Below are 14901 nucleotides of genomic sequence, written 5' to 3'. Positions count from 1 at the left end.
TTTCAGAATTACCTCTAGCGCATGATATAGTAAATAATCAGCGCCACACCCAGCGAAATAAAAAATGCATACGTCTGAACATAACCGGTTTGGAATAATCGAAGGATGCGTCCAAATAAATCCAGCGTAATAGCTATAAGATATATCAACCCATCAATCAATTTGTTATCAACCAAGCGCAGAAATACTTTTTCCGATACCCATTTTGTGGGTTCCACAATAAATTTATCGTAGAATTCATCTATGTAATATTTATTGAGCAGCGTTTTGTATACCGGTTGGTAGTCTGTGGCAATTTTTTCAGCGCTGACTTTCTTAGCCATATAAATCACCCACGCTATACCGATACCGATGACACCTGCCAATACCGATATGACCATCAGCGTCATATCATTGAAGCCGTGATGCCCAACCGGCGCCGCATGAGCACCGACCGACGGTTCAAGAAAATGCGCAAGCCAATTATGACCACCTAGAACCGGAGGAATACCGATGAAACCGGCAATTGCAGCAAACACAGCTAAAATCATAAGCGGCACGGTCATTGTCGAAGTAGATTCATGCAAATGTTCTTTTGCAGCTTCCGGAGTCCGGCTTTCTCCAAAAAATGTGAGGAATACTAATCGTGACATGTAAAATGCCGTCATCATCGCACCGAGCACACCAAACCAGAAAACGCCGTTGTATCCTTTATGATAAGCGGAAGCTAAAATTTCGTCTTTACTAAAAAATCCGGAAAAAGGCGGTAATCCACAGATAGCTACCCATCCGATGAGAAATGTAATGGCGGTTATTTTAGCTTTGGAGAAAAGCCCGCCCATCTTACGAATATCCTGAGGATCTTCATGGATTCCGGCTTTGTGATATGCGTGTTCCATCACATGAATGACACTACCCGAACCAAGGAACATCAGCGCTTTGAAAAAAGCGTGTGTCAAAAGATGGAAAACACCGGCCGCATAAGCGCCGACACCGACACCGATAAACATATATCCAAGCTGAGAAACCGTAGAATACGCCAAAACTTTTTTAATATCCGTTTGTGTAAAACCGATGGTCGCTGCAAACAATGCGGTTGCCGCACCGACATACGTCACTAAGTCGCCCGCCGACATGCCCATAATGTATCCCGCCGGGCCGATGTCAAATGAAAATATCGGACTGCAACGCGCTACCATGAATACACCGGCAGTAACCATCGTCGCGGCGTGAATCAAAGCTGAAACCGGTGTTGGGCCTTCCATCGCGTCCGGAAGCCAAACATAAAGAGGTATCTGCGCCGATTTGCCCATCGCGCCTACAAACAGAAGCATACCTATGGCCGTCATCGTCGTGCCGAGCGCATAGGGATCAACTTTGTGTATGGCGTCAAAAAGCGTTTCAAAATGAATCGTTCCAAACGTAGCAAACACCAAAAATATACCCAATCCAAATCCGAAATCGCCGATACGGTTGACGATAAACGCTTTTTTTCCGGCATCTCCGGCGCTTTTCTTTTTATAATAATACCCGATAAGAAGGTAGGAGCACAAACCTACGGCTTCCCAGCCGAAAAACATAACGGCAAGGTTATTTCCCATGACCAGCATGAGCATGGAAAAGATAAACAGATTGAGGTAAGTAAAAAACCGAGGACGATCCGGATCGTGTTCCATATATCCTAACGAATAGACATGGATCAAGAAACCGATACCGGTCACAATCAAAAGCATTACGCCGGTCAAAGGATCAATCAAAAAACCAAACGTGATGCGCAAGGTATCAACAATAATCCAATCCAAGTAATCAATGTTGTACTTTTGACCACCCAACACTTGGATAAAAACATACAACGACAATAAAAATGAAATAAAAACCAATCCGGAAGCAAGATATCCGGCCCAGGGTTTGGCATGATGATGCGCGTGGCCTTCCTCATGACCTTCGGTGTGATGACTTCCCTGCCCTTCGATCATGCGGCCAAAAAACACATTGAACACCGCGCCGGCCAGCGGGATCAGGGGAATCATTAGAATAATCATTTCCATATAACAACCATCTCCATAAAATTTCCGTCCACCGGTCGGACGCTACTAACCTTGCATCATATGCATTTCATCCACATTGATCGTGTCTTTCTTACGATAGATCGCTACGATCAATGCCAGACCTACAGCTACTTCTGCTGCAGCAACCGTCATAACCAAAAAAACTGCGATTTGTCCGTCCATCGAATCCAAATACCGTGCAAAGGCTACCATTGTCAGATTCACGGAATTGAGCATAAGCTCGATACACATAAATACGATGATCGCGTTGCGGCGTGTCAGTACGCCAACAACGCCAAGCGAAAATAATATCGCTGTTACTATCAAATAATGAGAGAGGGGAACCATATTTGCTCCAGCACTTATTGTTTGCGTTTGGAAATAATAATCGCGCCGACCATACCCAAAAGAAGAAGTATCGAAGCGATTTCGAAAGGATATAAATACTGCGACATCAGTACCGAGCCGATGACTTCGACGTTTCCGGCCTCACGTATTTTTTCGATCGGATAAATTCCGCGATCGCCGAGATTGTACGTAACTTTCGTTGCAAGACCGATTTGTACCAGTATCGCAAAAGCCAGCATGATCGAGATATACTTCATAGGTCCGGCGTATTCCGTCAGATGTGCATCACGACCCAAATTGAGCAACATGATCACAAAAAGGAATAGAACCATTATCGCGCCGGTATATACCAATACTTGAATTGCGGCTATAAATTCGGCTTCCAGTGTAATGTATAACACGGCAATACAGAAGAACACCCCCACCATAAAAATCGCACTATAAACGGGGTTTTCCATCGTCAGCATCATGATAGCGCATAGGACAGCAATCGCAGCAAAAATATAAAACACCGGATTTACCATCACATATTGCAACATATTTTCCATAGTACCTCTAACTTTATTCTGATCCTCGGATGATATATATCAGCCGCAGTATCCCGTCATCTTTTTAGTGAACCGATCCGTGTTCGTCAGAGTGTTTGACGTCTTTCACGGTAAAATAACTCGAATTTTTCATTTGTTTATGCAAACCATCGCGCCGTTGCGCACGATCCGGGTGACGCTTGATGTATTCATCATATACGCCCAAAAGACGTTCCTTATTGTAAATGAAATCCGCGCGCGTGTAATCTGCAAGATTATGCATATCCGTCATATCAATCGCATCTTCGGGACAAGCTTCAACGCACATACCGCAATAAATACAACGCAATTCGTCAATTTCGAAAACTTTAGGATGTTTTTCGCGATTTTCGTGCCCGTCTTTCCACGCATCACCGCTGTCGTTCGCTACGATACGAATACAATCGGCGGGGCATGCCGTAGAGCACATTTCGCATGCTACACATTTTTCGCGACCGTTTTCGTCCCGCGTCAACATGTGCAGACCGCGATAATTCGGAGGAAGAACTTTTTTATCCTCGGGATAACTGAGAACATCGCGTTTTTTGAAGAGATGCTTAAATGTAATACCCAACCCTTTTAAGATCGGTATTACATACGTATTGTCCAGCCAACTCTTACCGCGGGGTTCAGAAACATTTTTTACATTCACAGCCATATTGTTATAAACCTTGCGTTATACCTTTTCTATAGCGTTATACGAAAGCCAGCCAAATAGCCGTAATCAAAATATTAGCCAGCGCCAAAGGAATCATTTTTTTCCAACCGAGATTCATCAACTGATCATAACGGAAGCGCGGAAGCGTCCAGCGTACCCACACATAGAAAAACATCAGGAAAAGCACTTTAAACGCAAAACCGCCAAGATTGATCAGATCGCGTGTGAGCGGAGAAAACCCCATGTCATTTACAAAAGGAATATGCCAACCGCCTAAAAAGAGGCATGTGATCATAATCGAGTTTGTAAGCATATTGCAATATTCGCCAAGATAAAAAAGACCGAATTTCATCGAAGAATATTCCGTGTGATATCCGGCAACAAGCTCTGCCTCCGCTTCCGTCAAATCGAAGGGCGTACGATTGGTTTCTGCAAAAGCGGTCGCAATAAATAACAATGCTGCAAGGGGTTGAAATACGATACCCCACATGTGGTTTTGAATCTGAAAATTGACAATATCTTCGATCTTAAGCGAACCGACAACCAGCACCATACTCATGATCGCCATACCCATCGGTAATTCGTAGCTGATCATCTGTGCGGCCGAACGCATACCGCCGAACAGCGAGTATTTATTATTGGATGCCCATGCACCAAATGTAATCGCGTAAACACTCAACGAAGAAACCGCCAACACATAAAGTACACCGATGTTGGTTTGTCCGATCTGAATCCAGATTTCACGCCCGCCGACAGTGATAAAACCCCAAGGAATCACGCCAACGACAAAAAACGCAGGAAAAACCATCAATGCGGGTGCTGCTACATACAGCCATTTATTGACATGCAAAGGTATGATATCTTCTTTGGACATCATCTTCAGCGCATCGGCGATCGGCTGAAAAAGACCCAGCGGACCGACACGATTAGGGCCGACACGATACTGTACCCATGCGCTGACACGGCGTTCGACGATCAACATGATCGGCACTATCGCAAGATAGATCGCCAGCATCAATCCGATCACTAAGTACGGTACAAAAGGTAAAAACGCATCCATAGTCAAATACTCGTTATAAATGAAAATTCTATAATACCATTTGTTCGTTCGTATATGCTAACTGTGGATAAAGTTTATCCATATCCAAGCTGCTATACGACGAAACAGTTTCTTTAATCTCTTTGGTAATGTCTGCAACGGATTCGTAATACAATCCGTGTTCCAGAGCCGAAGCTATATCCAAAACGATCTGCCACACAGGGCGGCTTTCACCGGCGGGTTGAATGGCTTTATTAAATTTCTGAACCAAGCCGTCTTTGTTTGTAAACGTTCCGCTGGTTTCCGTAAAAATAGTCCCGGGTAATACAACGTCCGCCTGATTGGTAACGGCGTCTTCGAAATGGCTAATCACGATCAATGTTTCCGGCTTGGTTTTCAGCTCTATATTATGGCTGCCCAAAAGAACTACTACCTTTTTACCTGCAATGGTTTGTTCCATTTTTGAGTCGCCCAAACCAAGAACTTCTTTTGCACCACGGTAGTTCGGAGCTTTTTCCGATTCGATCGTAAAGGGATATTTATTTTTGTCCGTCTTAAATGTTTGTGTATCGCCGTATAAGGGCTTGCTGACATCCAACGAAGCGCCAAATGATTTGGCTAATTTACCGAACACATAATTTTCTTCATTGGAAGCATACGGGCTCGCAATGAAAGCCACCGATCCGGAACCTGCCGATTTGATTTTTTCAGTAACCAGCGCCATAGCGGCCGTCCAATTTGTTTCACTCAGCTTGTTGTCTTTGCGTGTATGGGGTACCAATATACGCGTCAATTTTTCCTGAGCATTCAGATGATAACGGCCATCATCGCAAATCCACCATTGATTGACGGCCATATTTTCGCGCGGGCGCACACGGTAAACTTTGTCCACCAGTTCTTCAAGATTGAGCTTTTGGCGTTTCATGGTATCCAGTGTGGTATTGCAACCTTTGCTGCAACCGGGGCAGACGCTTTCGGTGTGAACAAAATTCCACACACGTCCTTCAAATTTTTCGTTTTTGTCAATCAAACATCCGACCGGGCAAAGATCTACGACATTGCCCATCATTTTATTATTCAACGGCTTGCCGGGATTTACTTCGATTTCAGCGCGAGCACCGCGATGATTGACTTTTAATTCTTCTGTTCCTGAAATTTCTTCGGTAAAACGTACGCAGCGTGTACACATGATACAACGGGACGTATAGAGATAAATCGAAGGACCGAGATCTTTTCTTTGCGGAATACGTTTGATTTCAGCAAATCGCGATTCGTGATTTCCATGTTCATACGTATAATCCTGCAACTTGCATTCACCGGCTTTGTCACAGATCGGACAATCGATCGGGTGATTGAGCAATAAGAACTCCAGAACAGCCCGGCGCGCAGTAGTGACTTTTTCGTTTTCAGTAAAAATTACTGCATCGTATTTATCTTCAATTTTTTTTCCGGGCGGTAGCTCGCCAACGGTAGTAGAACAACCCGGTACAAGTTTCGGAGCGCCGACCATATCCACCAAACACATACGGCAACTTGCTACGATTTTCATGCCGGGATGATAACAATAATAAGGAATCTCTATGCCTATGCGTTTCGCGGCGTTGAGGATGGTTTCCCCACGCTGCATTTCCAATTCCTGTCCGTCAATTTTGACCAGCGCCATTATCTGTTTCCTTTAATATCGCAAAATTCTTCGCCGCGTTTGGACCGATCCAAACCAAGGCGTTTACAAAAATTCATTTTTTCAATTGGCAGTTGAGCATCCACTGAATACCGAATTTATCGGTAAACATACCAAACTTAGCACCCCAAAATGTTTCCTGAAGCGGCATGATGATCGTACCACCCGCAGATAACTTGCTAAACACCGCTTCTTGTTCGGCCAGTTTTGTAAAATTGATGCTAAGTGTCACATTGGAACCGTTTGTTACGGGTTGTCCCGGCATCGCATCCGAGGCCATAAAATACACGGCGTCGGCCTTAAACTCCGAATGCATCACGAGATTTTTTTGCTCCGGTGTACTGTCCATCGGAGCGTCCCCAAAAGTTTGAAGCGAAAGTATTTTGCCGCCGATACTGTCACGATAAAATTCCATTGCTTCACGGCAGTTGCCGTTAAAACAAAGATACGGACTCAATCCCTTGGCCGGGATTTTTTCCGTCGGTTTTTTCACCGTTTTTTTTAAGGCTTTCACCTTTTTACGGGCTACTTTTTTAGCGGCTTTTTTGACAACCTTTTTCTTCGCTTTTGCCATGGCTTTATTCGCAGTTTTTTAATTCCACTCGTGAGGAATGGTGGTCATACACTTCTTATTGGTAATATGATATTCAAATTCTTCACGGAATTTGTTCACAAAACTTTGGCCGTTGAGATCGCCGCCTTTATTCTTATCCGGCAATCCTGCCACAGGCCACGCTGCGGCATCGCCGAGCGGACAAATCGTGCGTCCTGCAATATTGTTAGCTGTTTCAAGCAATAGATCCAAGTCTTCCATACGGCCTTTGCCGGTTTCTACACGGCCAAGGATCATTTCCAACCAATGTGTACCTTCGCGGCAGGGTGTACATTGTCCGCAAGATTCGTGCGCATAAAACTTGAGAAGATTCCACAACGCATTGACCATACACGTCGTTTCATCCATGACCATGCAACCGGCCGAGCCTAAAGCTGAACCGACTTTAGCTAACGAATCAAAGTCCATATTGACATTACACTCTTCAGCACGAAGAACAGGCACGGATGAACCGCCGGGAATGACCGCTTTGAGTTTACGACCATGACGAATACCACCGCAATGTTCGTTGATCAGGGTAAGCAGATTGGTTCCCATTTTAGCTTCATACGTACCGGGACGCGTGAGATGACCGCTCATGCAGTACAATTTTGGTTCATTATCTTTCCACCACTGAATGCCGCGACTGATGATATGTACCGGCGTCACTAATGTTTCAACATTGTTTACGATCGTCGGACATCCGAAAGCACCGAAAACAGCCGGAAATGGTGGCTTGATACGTGGCCAGCCGCGTTTACCTTCGAGAGATTCGATAAGACCGGTTTCTTCGCCGCAAATATAAGCGCCTGCGCCACGATGAACTGTAATATCCAGATTAAAGCCGCTACCGAGTATGTTTTTTCCAAGGTACCCTTTAGCGTAAGCCTCGTCTATCGCTTTACGCAAGGTTAAAGCGCCTTTAACATATTCGCCGCGAATATAGATATAACATGTGTTCGCTTGTATCGCAAAAGATGAGATCACAAGCCCTTCGATCACCTGATGCGGATCGTCTTCCATAAGAACGCGATCCTTGAACGTACCCGGCTCAGATTCGTCCGCATTGCAAAGAAGATAACGCGGTTTGGGATTATCTTTGGGTAAAAAACTCCATTTCATACCGGTCGGAAAACCGGCGCCTCCGCGGCCGCGGACCCCTGCATCTTTCATCATTTGGATGAGTTCGTCCGGGGTCATTTTTAAAGCTTTGGGCAAAGCCTGATAACCGCCGTGCTTGATATACACATCAATGTTTTGGGAGTTTTCCACGCCCACCATTTTTGTCAGAACTTTTTCCATGAACGATATCCTTTTACACTACCCGAAGGCAGCACATCTTTATACTATGAAATTCGTAAACGCGCTCTACTCTCGTTGGGATGGCTTATTTACAGGCTGTTATCAGCGCGTCTATTTTTTCTTTCGTTAGGTTTTCATGATAATCATCGTTGAGTTGTAACATCGGCGCTGTACCACACGAACCGAGACATTCGACTTTTACGATGGAAAATTTTCCATCGGCCGAACGCCCTTCGCCGCATTTTACGCCGCATTTTTTCTCCAAATAGTCCACCACTTGGCTGGCACCGTTGATCGCACAGCCTAGAGTATGGCATACCTGAAAATGATATTTACCGACTTCGTGCTGGTGAAACATGGTATAAAACGTCACCACGTCTTCGACACGCGATACCGGTTCATCCAGCGTCTTTGCCACGAGGTTCATCACATCATGGGAAATCCAGCCGAATTGTTGTTGGGCGACATGCAGCACCGGAAGAGTCGCCGCTTGTTTGGTGGGATAGCGGGAAATCAGCCATTCCACTTCTTTTTTATTTTCCGGGGAAAATTCTAACGTCATAATCCAAATTCGTTTGGTTAAATCCGTATCCGTTTTGTTCAAGTGTGCAATATCCGTGTGCACACTTTATATCAAACTGAAATCTTTTTACCGATCACATTCGCCGGCGATAACATTCATACTGCCCAAAATAGCCACGGCATCACCGATCAATCCGCCTTTGGCCATGTGGGACATCATACCAAAGTGAATAAAAGAAGGTGCACGCACGTGCACTTTGTACGGCGTTCCTTCGCCGTTACTTACGATGTACCAACCCAATTCGCCATTGGGCGCTTCGGTCGCATCGTATATTTCGCCCTTAGGCATCGCAATGCCATGTTGATCCATGATCAATTTGAAGTGATGAATCAGTCCTTCGATGGAACCGTATACTTTATTTTTATCAGGTAATGCGATGGTATGATCCGCTACTTTTACCGGGCCGGGTTTCATGCGTTCCAAACATTGTTCGATGATACGAATAGACTGCTTCATTTCTTCCATGCGCACGAGGTAGCGTTCGTACACATCACCTTCCGTTCCGATCGGCACATCAAAATCCACTTCATCGTATTTGAGATACGGCTCATCTTTTCGGATATCTGTCGCAACGCCGCTGGCACGTAAACAAGGCCCTGTCATACCGCAATTAATCGCGTCTTCAGCGGAAATTTTCCCGACATTTTGCGTACGATCCAGAAAAATCTTATTGTGATTGAGCAATCCTTCCACTTGATCCGTACACGTTGCTTTAAACTGTTTACACCACTGTGCGATATGACGCGGATGGTCTTCGGGAAAATCACGCACGACACCGCCGATACGCGTATAACTGGTGGTAAGTCGTGAACCCGTGGACTCTTCAAACAGATCGTAGATAAATTCACGTTGGCGAAACGTATAAAGAAATACGGTAAACGCACCTAGATCAAGTGCGTGCGTACCGATATTGACCAAGTGATCGGCGATGCGGGAAAGTTCGCCCTGTATCATGCGAATGTATTGCGCCCGCTCCGTCAAGGTGATACCGAGAAGTTTTTCGGCAGCTTGCGCAAAACCGATATTATTGGACATCGGCGAGAGGTAGTTCATACGATCCGTGACCGCAATGAACTGATTGAACGTATGATGCTCTGCCAGTTTTTCAAAACCGGTGTGCAAATAACCGGGGCTCGGATCCAGATTGACGATGGTTTCGCCGTCCAATTGCATGACCATACGCAGTGTGCCGTGTGTAGCCGGATGCTGCGGACCGAAATTGAGCGTAAGAAGCTGTGCGCCGGGAAGTGATAATGATTCGTCATCATCACCGATCTTAACGTGCTTTTTATACGCTTCTTTAGCTTTTTTTAGAGTTTCTTCTGAGGATTGATCTTTAAAATCCTCAACAACTTCTGAACGATCTATTTCCATACTTACCTTTCCAACGCCTCTATGGAAAAATTTCAAAATAAATTCAAAAAACTAGCTGCCTTCGGGCAGGATCACATCGCGCTCGCCTTTGCCGCGTAAGGGATAGTCTTTGCGCAAAGGAAAATTTGTAAACGAAGCAGGTGTCAAAAGACGACGCAGATCGGAATGTCCTTCGAAAGTGACGCCGTACATTTCATATGCTTCACGTTCGGCCCAATCGGCTAATTTCCAAAGATGGGATACCGTGGCGATTTTGCAATCGTTTTCCGGCACCGGCGCTTTGACGCGAAGGCGGCGATTGTATTGGGTCGAACGTAAATGATAAACAACCTGAAAGCGTGGATTTTTTTCCATGATCAATCCGTCCACGACGGTCACATCATTAAGCATATCATACGCCAGAGCGGAATCGTTTTTAAGAAATGCCATGATTTCAGCTACGGATTCGCGTTTGATGTACAGAGTGAGTTCATTACGAAACACTTCCGACTTGAGTAATGACTCGCCGAACTTGGATTTAACCGCATCCAGCGTCGGGTTGTTTTCCAAAATATTTTTTTCGTTGTTAGGCATAATATTTCTCAGTGCGATTGATGTTATCTAATTCAGGAGTTTTATTCCCACTCCAGTGCGCCTTTTTTCCACGCATACGCATAACCTACAAGCAGAATACCGATAAAAACCAATCCTTCGATGAGAATAAAAGTACTTACCGACACCCACTTGTTGTAAATCACGGCCCACGGATACATAAAAACAATTTCTATATCAAAAAGGATAAAAAGCATGGCGATAAGATAAAACTTCACTGAAAACTTAGGGTGGGCATCCCCGACAGGCGGCATACCGGATTCATAAACCGAAAGTTTTCGTTCATTAGGCTTGTAGGGACCGAGAAGCCGGGATAGTATCAATATGGCAATCGGGATAATAATAGCCAACGCCATAAGTACAAGAACCGGAAGATAATTGAGATAGACGGGCCCGTCCTGGAGGATGAAGAGCATGGGAAACCTCGTGCTGAAAAAGCTCTATTTTTAAGTCAAATTTTTGGAAAGCAACATTTTAAAAAGCGGACAATTTTAAGAATTTTGCTAATAAAGTGCAACAGATATTTCCCAACAGGTAAGTTGATAAAAATAAAAATGGTTACCCGAAAAGACCTTTTGTGTCTTAACGGGTAACCCTCCCTTGTAGGGCAGATGTGCTATTTATTATTTATAAACCCAGTGATTTCAGAAATGCTTCCTGATTCGGTTCACGTCCCAAAAATTCTTTTACCAACGCATACGGATCCTCCGAACCGCCACGTGCCAGAATAATATCTCTGTAACGTAAGCCGGTTTTTTGATCCATTACGCCATTTTTTTCAAAAACGGAGAACATATCAGCGGCATATACTTCTGACCAAAGATATCCGTAATAACCGGCACCGTACCCATTGAGATGGCCAAATGAAGCTTGAAAATTAGTCCCTTCGAGGTAAGGAAAAAGAGTGATTTCGTTTTGCAAACGCTTCACGATATCCGTAGATGTTTCGGCACCTTTAGGATTCCATTTGTCATGCAACGTAAAATCTACCATACCATAAAAAACCTGTTGTAATGCACCGATGCCGGAACCGACATTTTTGGCGGCGACCATTTTATCGAACATCGCTTTGGGCAATACTTCGCCGGTTTTGTAATGTTTGGCAAACATTTTTACTACATCATAATTCCACACCCAGTTTTCAAAAATCTGCGAAGGCGCTTCTACAAAGTCACGCGGTACGGCCGTACCGGATTGTGAATACAATTCCGAAGTTGTCAATATGTTGTGGAGGACATGTCCGAATTCATGGAAGAACGTTTCAACTGAAGCGCTACCGGCCGAGTGGTACATCAGCGATGGGCGATCGCCGCTCGGTGCAGGAAAATTACATTCCAAAGTCGCCGCCGGAAGTTGGTAACCATTGGGGGTTAATTTACCTTTAACCATGCCAAAGCATGCGGCGTGACCGTATTTATTAGGCCGCGGAAAAAGATCAAAATAAAAATGTGCTATTACTTTACCTTTTTTTCGCACCTCAAACATGCGCACATCACTGTGCCAAACCGACGGGTTTTTTATTTCTGAAAACTCCACATCAAAAAGTTTTTGCGATATTTTAAACAAACCCTCGGTAACGTTGTTCAGTTCAAAATATTCTTTGATCTTTTCGTCGTCAACGCTGTATTTCTCACGCATCAGAATACCGTTGTAAAAACTCGATTCCCAGGGATTGATAACAGACGCGGAAGCGTCTTTGAGATAATTGCGCTTTACCGCTAATAATTCATCATAGTCACGGCGCGCTTTTTCTTTTACCTTATCAATCAATGCGCTTTCAAAATTCCAAACATTTTCAGGTTTTTTTGCCATACGGTCTTCGACGCGATATTGTCCGTACGTTTTATAACCCAGAAGCGCAGCCATCTCTTGCCGCTGGCCAACCAGATCACGAAGCACTTGAAGGTTTTTATCAACAGAGCGGTTATTATATTTGACATACAATGCTTTACGTGCCGATTCGGATTGGCTATACTTCATAAAAGGCACATACGAAGGATAGGTCATATCTATCCTATAGCGCCCGTCGGACATTTTACGTGCGCTCTTATAATCATCCGGCAAACCTTTCATTTCTTCTTCGCTTACAAAAAGCGTATCCGCAGATTCCGCAATATTACGATTGAAAGCGATACCCAGATCGGAAAGACGATCCTGCATGGTTTTCAGTTGATCTCTTTTTTCTTTGGATAAAGCAAAACCGTTTCGTTCGAAATCGCGAAGCGTTTCTTCAAGATATTTCTTTTTAAATCCTTGGAGTTTTTTGGCCTCTGGGCTTTCGGCATATTCTTTCACTGCGCGGTATAAATTTTCATCCAACGAAATTTCATTGTCAAATTTATCCAATACGCTAAGGCTGGCTAAAGCTTGTTCGCGCGTTGCTTTATCCGGGTGGGCATTGGCCATAAGATAGATATTGTACGAAACCTTGCCGTAGTCGTTGTACATATTATCAATAGCGAGCATGGTGTTGTCAAACGAGCGTTTTTCTTTGGGAATGGAAAAAATGCCCGATAACGTCGTTTTCGATTTTTCAATGATGGTCTCGGATGAGGTTTTGATGTGTTCCGGGGTCAAAACATTGAAGTCAATGTTTTGATTAAATCCGGCCATCAGCGGATTGACATTGGGTTCACCGGCACTAAGCGATGCCGTCACAATGACAAACGCCAACATTAAAAGGTTTCGTTTCATGGTTACTCCTATGGTATATTTAAAATAAGAATAGATTCCGATGATATCGGGTACCGGTCATACGAAAAGATATACATAAAGTTCCGGTTATTTTATAAAAAATTAGTTTTAACTATAGTTATATAACCAACCATGTTCAAACAAAAGCATATAATGATGTCTTAAAACTTTTGTATTGTAGTTTACGTAGGGTATGTTAATTTTTGCCTTAAGTTTATCCAAACCGATGAGTTATGAATCTAACCGAAATAGCTATTATTATTCATTCGACACAGGAATCGGAATACATCAAAGGCTGCAAAGAAACTTTGGATCGTTTTGGATTGCATTGTGAAGTCAAAGTTTTCACGCCATTACTGGATCCGCCAGAGCTGCAGGAGTTTATGCAGAAAGCTCCGGAGCGAGGCATAAAAATTTTTATCGCAACCAGCAGCCTTCAATCCAAACTGGCAGCTATGATCGCGGCTTACACGCATCTTCCGGTGATTGCCATTCCCATCGGCAAAGAAGGTTTCGTCGATCGGGAGGCCATTATCACATCTGTCGAAATGCCGGAAGGAGCGCCGGTTGCAGTCGTTTCATCGTACCCTACCGGCGGCAAAAATGCCGCTATTTTGGCGGCGCAGTTTTTGGCATTCTCGGACAATCACCTGATGGATCGTCTTAAACTATACAAACAAAACGGTTGCCGCTTTATATAAGGAACAATCTATGACGCGTGCGCTGATCGTTGTTCCCACATACAACGAAGCAGAAAACATCCCTGTTTTAATCCAACGCATTTTTGCATTGGATTTTTCAGAGTATCAGGTCGCACCGGAGATATTAGTCGTGGACGACAGTTCGCCCGATGGGACGGCGGATCGCGTCCAAGCTATACAAAAAAACGATACACGGGTACATCTTTTATCTCGTCCGGGTAAACAAGGTCTCGGTAAAGCTTACGTGGCAGGGTTCTCTTGGGCTTTGGAACGCGGGTATGAGTACATTCTCGAAATGGATGCTGATCTTTCGCATGATCCAAGTTACCTGAAAGATATGTTCCGTCTTATTCGCGATAATGATCTGGTGATCGGTTCACGCTATATAAACGGTGTAAATGTAATCAACTGGCCGCTTAAGCGCTTGCTCATCAGTTATTTTGGTAATATGTATGCGCGTATGGTTACCGGTATGCCGATCATGGATGCTACTGCAGGTTATAAATGCTTCCGTCGCTCGGTGCTATCTTCGATGGATTTGACCAAAGTCAGTGCCAGCGGTTATTCGTTTCAAATCGAAATGAATTATCGAACATGGTTAAAAAAATTTAGAATCATAGAAACACCCATCATTTTTTACGACCGCACCGTCGGATATTCCAAGATGTCCACCAACATTATTCGCGAAGGTTTATTGCTCGTTTGGAAATTGCGAATAAAACACTTTTTTGGTAAGATATAGCCC

15 protein-coding genes are annotated in these 14901 nt (G+C 44.2%); 2 read left to right on the top strand and 13 right to left on the bottom strand.

Going from position 1 to position 14901, the window contains the following annotated elements:
* Window positions 1-14: 14 nt before the first annotated feature.
* The 13 genes from nuoL to HUU58_04270 form a co-directional block, all read right to left on the bottom strand.
* Window positions 15-2027, bottom strand: a complete 2013-nt coding sequence (gene nuoL / locus HUU58_04330) for an NADH-quinone oxidoreductase subunit L (GenBank protein ID NUN44888.1) — start codon at window positions 2025-2027, stop codon at window positions 15-17.
* A 45-nt stretch (window positions 2028-2072) separates the two neighbouring features.
* On the bottom strand, window positions 2073-2375 hold the full coding sequence (gene nuoK / locus HUU58_04325; protein NUN44887.1) for an NADH-quinone oxidoreductase subunit NuoK: 303 nt from the start codon (window positions 2373-2375) through the stop codon (window positions 2073-2075).
* Window positions 2376-2389: 14 nt separating this feature from the next.
* On the bottom strand, window positions 2390-2923 hold the full coding sequence (locus HUU58_04320) for an NADH-quinone oxidoreductase subunit J (GenBank protein NUN44886.1): 534 nt from the start codon (window positions 2921-2923) through the stop codon (window positions 2390-2392).
* Window positions 2924-2987: 64 nt separating this feature from the next.
* Entirely contained in the window at window positions 2988-3599 is a 612-nt protein-coding gene (locus HUU58_04315; GenBank protein ID NUN44885.1) for an NADH-quinone oxidoreductase subunit I, read from the bottom strand.
* A gap of 37 nt (window positions 3600-3636) precedes the next feature.
* Window positions 3637-4659 (bottom strand): NADH-quinone oxidoreductase subunit NuoH, encoded by a 1023-nt coding sequence (gene nuoH, locus HUU58_04310; protein NUN44884.1) that lies wholly within the window; start codon window positions 4657-4659, stop codon window positions 3637-3639.
* 28 nt (window positions 4660-4687) lie between these two features.
* Window positions 4688-6301: a molybdopterin-dependent oxidoreductase gene (locus HUU58_04305; GenBank protein ID NUN44883.1), complete on the bottom strand. Its 1614-nt coding sequence runs from the start codon at window positions 6299-6301 to the stop codon at window positions 4688-4690.
* A gap of 73 nt (window positions 6302-6374) precedes the next feature.
* Window positions 6375-6893, bottom strand: coding sequence for a VOC family protein (locus HUU58_04300; protein ID NUN44882.1), 519 nt, complete (start codon window positions 6891-6893; stop codon window positions 6375-6377).
* A gap of 18 nt (window positions 6894-6911) precedes the next feature.
* Complete coding sequence (nuoF, locus tag HUU58_04295) at window positions 6912-8213, bottom strand: NADH-quinone oxidoreductase subunit NuoF (GenBank protein ID NUN44881.1); 1302 nt, start codon at window positions 8211-8213, stop codon at window positions 6912-6914.
* An 85-nt stretch (window positions 8214-8298) separates the two neighbouring features.
* Window positions 8299-8775 (bottom strand): NAD(P)H-dependent oxidoreductase subunit E, encoded by a 477-nt coding sequence (locus HUU58_04290; protein ID NUN44880.1) that lies wholly within the window; start codon window positions 8773-8775, stop codon window positions 8299-8301.
* Between the two features lie 87 nt (window positions 8776-8862).
* Entirely contained in the window at window positions 8863-10170 is a 1308-nt protein-coding gene (locus tag HUU58_04285) for an NADH-quinone oxidoreductase subunit D (GenBank protein NUN44879.1), read from the bottom strand.
* Between the two features lie 51 nt (window positions 10171-10221).
* Window positions 10222-10743 carry an NADH-quinone oxidoreductase subunit C gene (locus HUU58_04280; GenBank protein ID NUN44878.1) on the bottom strand — a complete coding sequence of 174 codons (522 nt, stop codon included), beginning with the start codon at window positions 10741-10743 and terminating at the stop codon, window positions 10222-10224.
* 41 nt (window positions 10744-10784) lie between these two features.
* Window positions 10785-11177 carry an NADH-quinone oxidoreductase subunit A gene (locus tag HUU58_04275; GenBank protein NUN44877.1) on the bottom strand — a complete coding sequence of 131 codons (393 nt, stop codon included), beginning with the start codon at window positions 11175-11177 and terminating at the stop codon, window positions 10785-10787.
* A gap of 211 nt (window positions 11178-11388) precedes the next feature.
* Window positions 11389-13455, bottom strand: coding sequence for a Zn-dependent oligopeptidase (locus tag HUU58_04270; protein ID NUN44876.1), 2067 nt, complete (start codon window positions 13453-13455; stop codon window positions 11389-11391).
* 233 nt (window positions 13456-13688) lie between these two features.
* On the opposite strand from HUU58_04270, the gene HUU58_04265 reads away from it, so the two are divergent.
* A complete protein-coding gene (locus HUU58_04265) occupies window positions 13689-14156 on the top strand; it encodes an AIR carboxylase family protein (protein ID NUN44875.1) in 468 nt (155 codons plus the stop codon).
* A gap of 10 nt (window positions 14157-14166) precedes the next feature.
* The gene (locus HUU58_04260; protein ID NUN44874.1) at window positions 14167-14898 is read left to right on the top strand and encodes a polyprenol monophosphomannose synthase; all 732 of its coding nucleotides are present in this window, start codon (window positions 14167-14169) and stop codon (window positions 14896-14898) included.
* Window positions 14899-14901: the final 3 nt, after the last annotated feature.

It is taken from the genome of bacterium (assembly GCA_013360215.1).
Taxonomy (GTDB): domain Bacteria; phylum CLD3; class CLD3; order SB21; family SB21; genus JABWCP01.
The sequence above is the reverse complement of the archived record's forward strand: the minus strand, read 5'-3'. Positions and strand labels throughout refer to the sequence as shown.

What these genes read in the sequence shown, in the direction of transcription:
- HUU58_04285 (NUN44879.1), bottom strand. Translation starts at nt 10,170, where the DNA reads ATGGAAATAGATCGTTCAGAAGTTGTTGAGGATTTTAAAGATCAATCC.
- HUU58_04270 (NUN44876.1), bottom strand. Translation starts at nt 13,455, where the DNA reads ATGAAACGAAACCTTTTAATGTTGGCGTTTGTCATTGTGACGGCATCG.
- nuoF (NUN44881.1), bottom strand. Translation starts at nt 8,213, where the DNA reads ATGGAAAAAGTTCTGACAAAAATGGTGGGCGTGGAAAACTCCCAAAAC.
- nuoH (NUN44884.1), bottom strand. Translation starts at nt 4,659, where the DNA reads ATGGATGCGTTTTTACCTTTTGTACCGTACTTAGTGATCGGATTGATG.
- HUU58_04280 (NUN44878.1), bottom strand. Translation starts at nt 10,743, where the DNA reads ATGCCTAACAACGAAAAAAATATTTTGGAAAACAACCCGACGCTGGAT.
- HUU58_04275 (NUN44877.1), bottom strand. Translation starts at nt 11,177, where the DNA reads ATGCTCTTCATCCTCCAGGACGGGCCCGTCTATCTCAATTATCTTCCG.
- HUU58_04320 (NUN44886.1), bottom strand. Translation starts at nt 2,923, where the DNA reads ATGGAAAATATGTTGCAATATGTGATGGTAAATCCGGTGTTTTATATT.
- HUU58_04265 (NUN44875.1), top strand. Translation starts at nt 13,689, where the DNA reads ATGAATCTAACCGAAATAGCTATTATTATTCATTCGACACAGGAATCG.
- nuoL (NUN44888.1), bottom strand. Translation starts at nt 2,027, where the DNA reads ATGGAAATGATTATTCTAATGATTCCCCTGATCCCGCTGGCCGGCGCG.
- HUU58_04290 (NUN44880.1), bottom strand. Translation starts at nt 8,775, where the DNA reads ATGACGTTAGAATTTTCCCCGGAAAATAAAAAAGAAGTGGAATGGCTG.
- HUU58_04315 (NUN44885.1), bottom strand. Translation starts at nt 3,599, where the DNA reads ATGGCTGTGAATGTAAAAAATGTTTCTGAACCCCGCGGTAAGAGTTGG.
- HUU58_04260 (NUN44874.1), top strand. Translation starts at nt 14,167, where the DNA reads ATGACGCGTGCGCTGATCGTTGTTCCCACATACAACGAAGCAGAAAAC.
- HUU58_04300 (NUN44882.1), bottom strand. Translation starts at nt 6,893, where the DNA reads ATGGCAAAAGCGAAGAAAAAGGTTGTCAAAAAAGCCGCTAAAAAAGTA.
- nuoK (NUN44887.1), bottom strand. Translation starts at nt 2,375, where the DNA reads ATGGTTCCCCTCTCTCATTATTTGATAGTAACAGCGATATTATTTTCG.
- HUU58_04305 (NUN44883.1), bottom strand. Translation starts at nt 6,301, where the DNA reads ATGGCGCTGGTCAAAATTGACGGACAGGAATTGGAAATGCAGCGTGGG.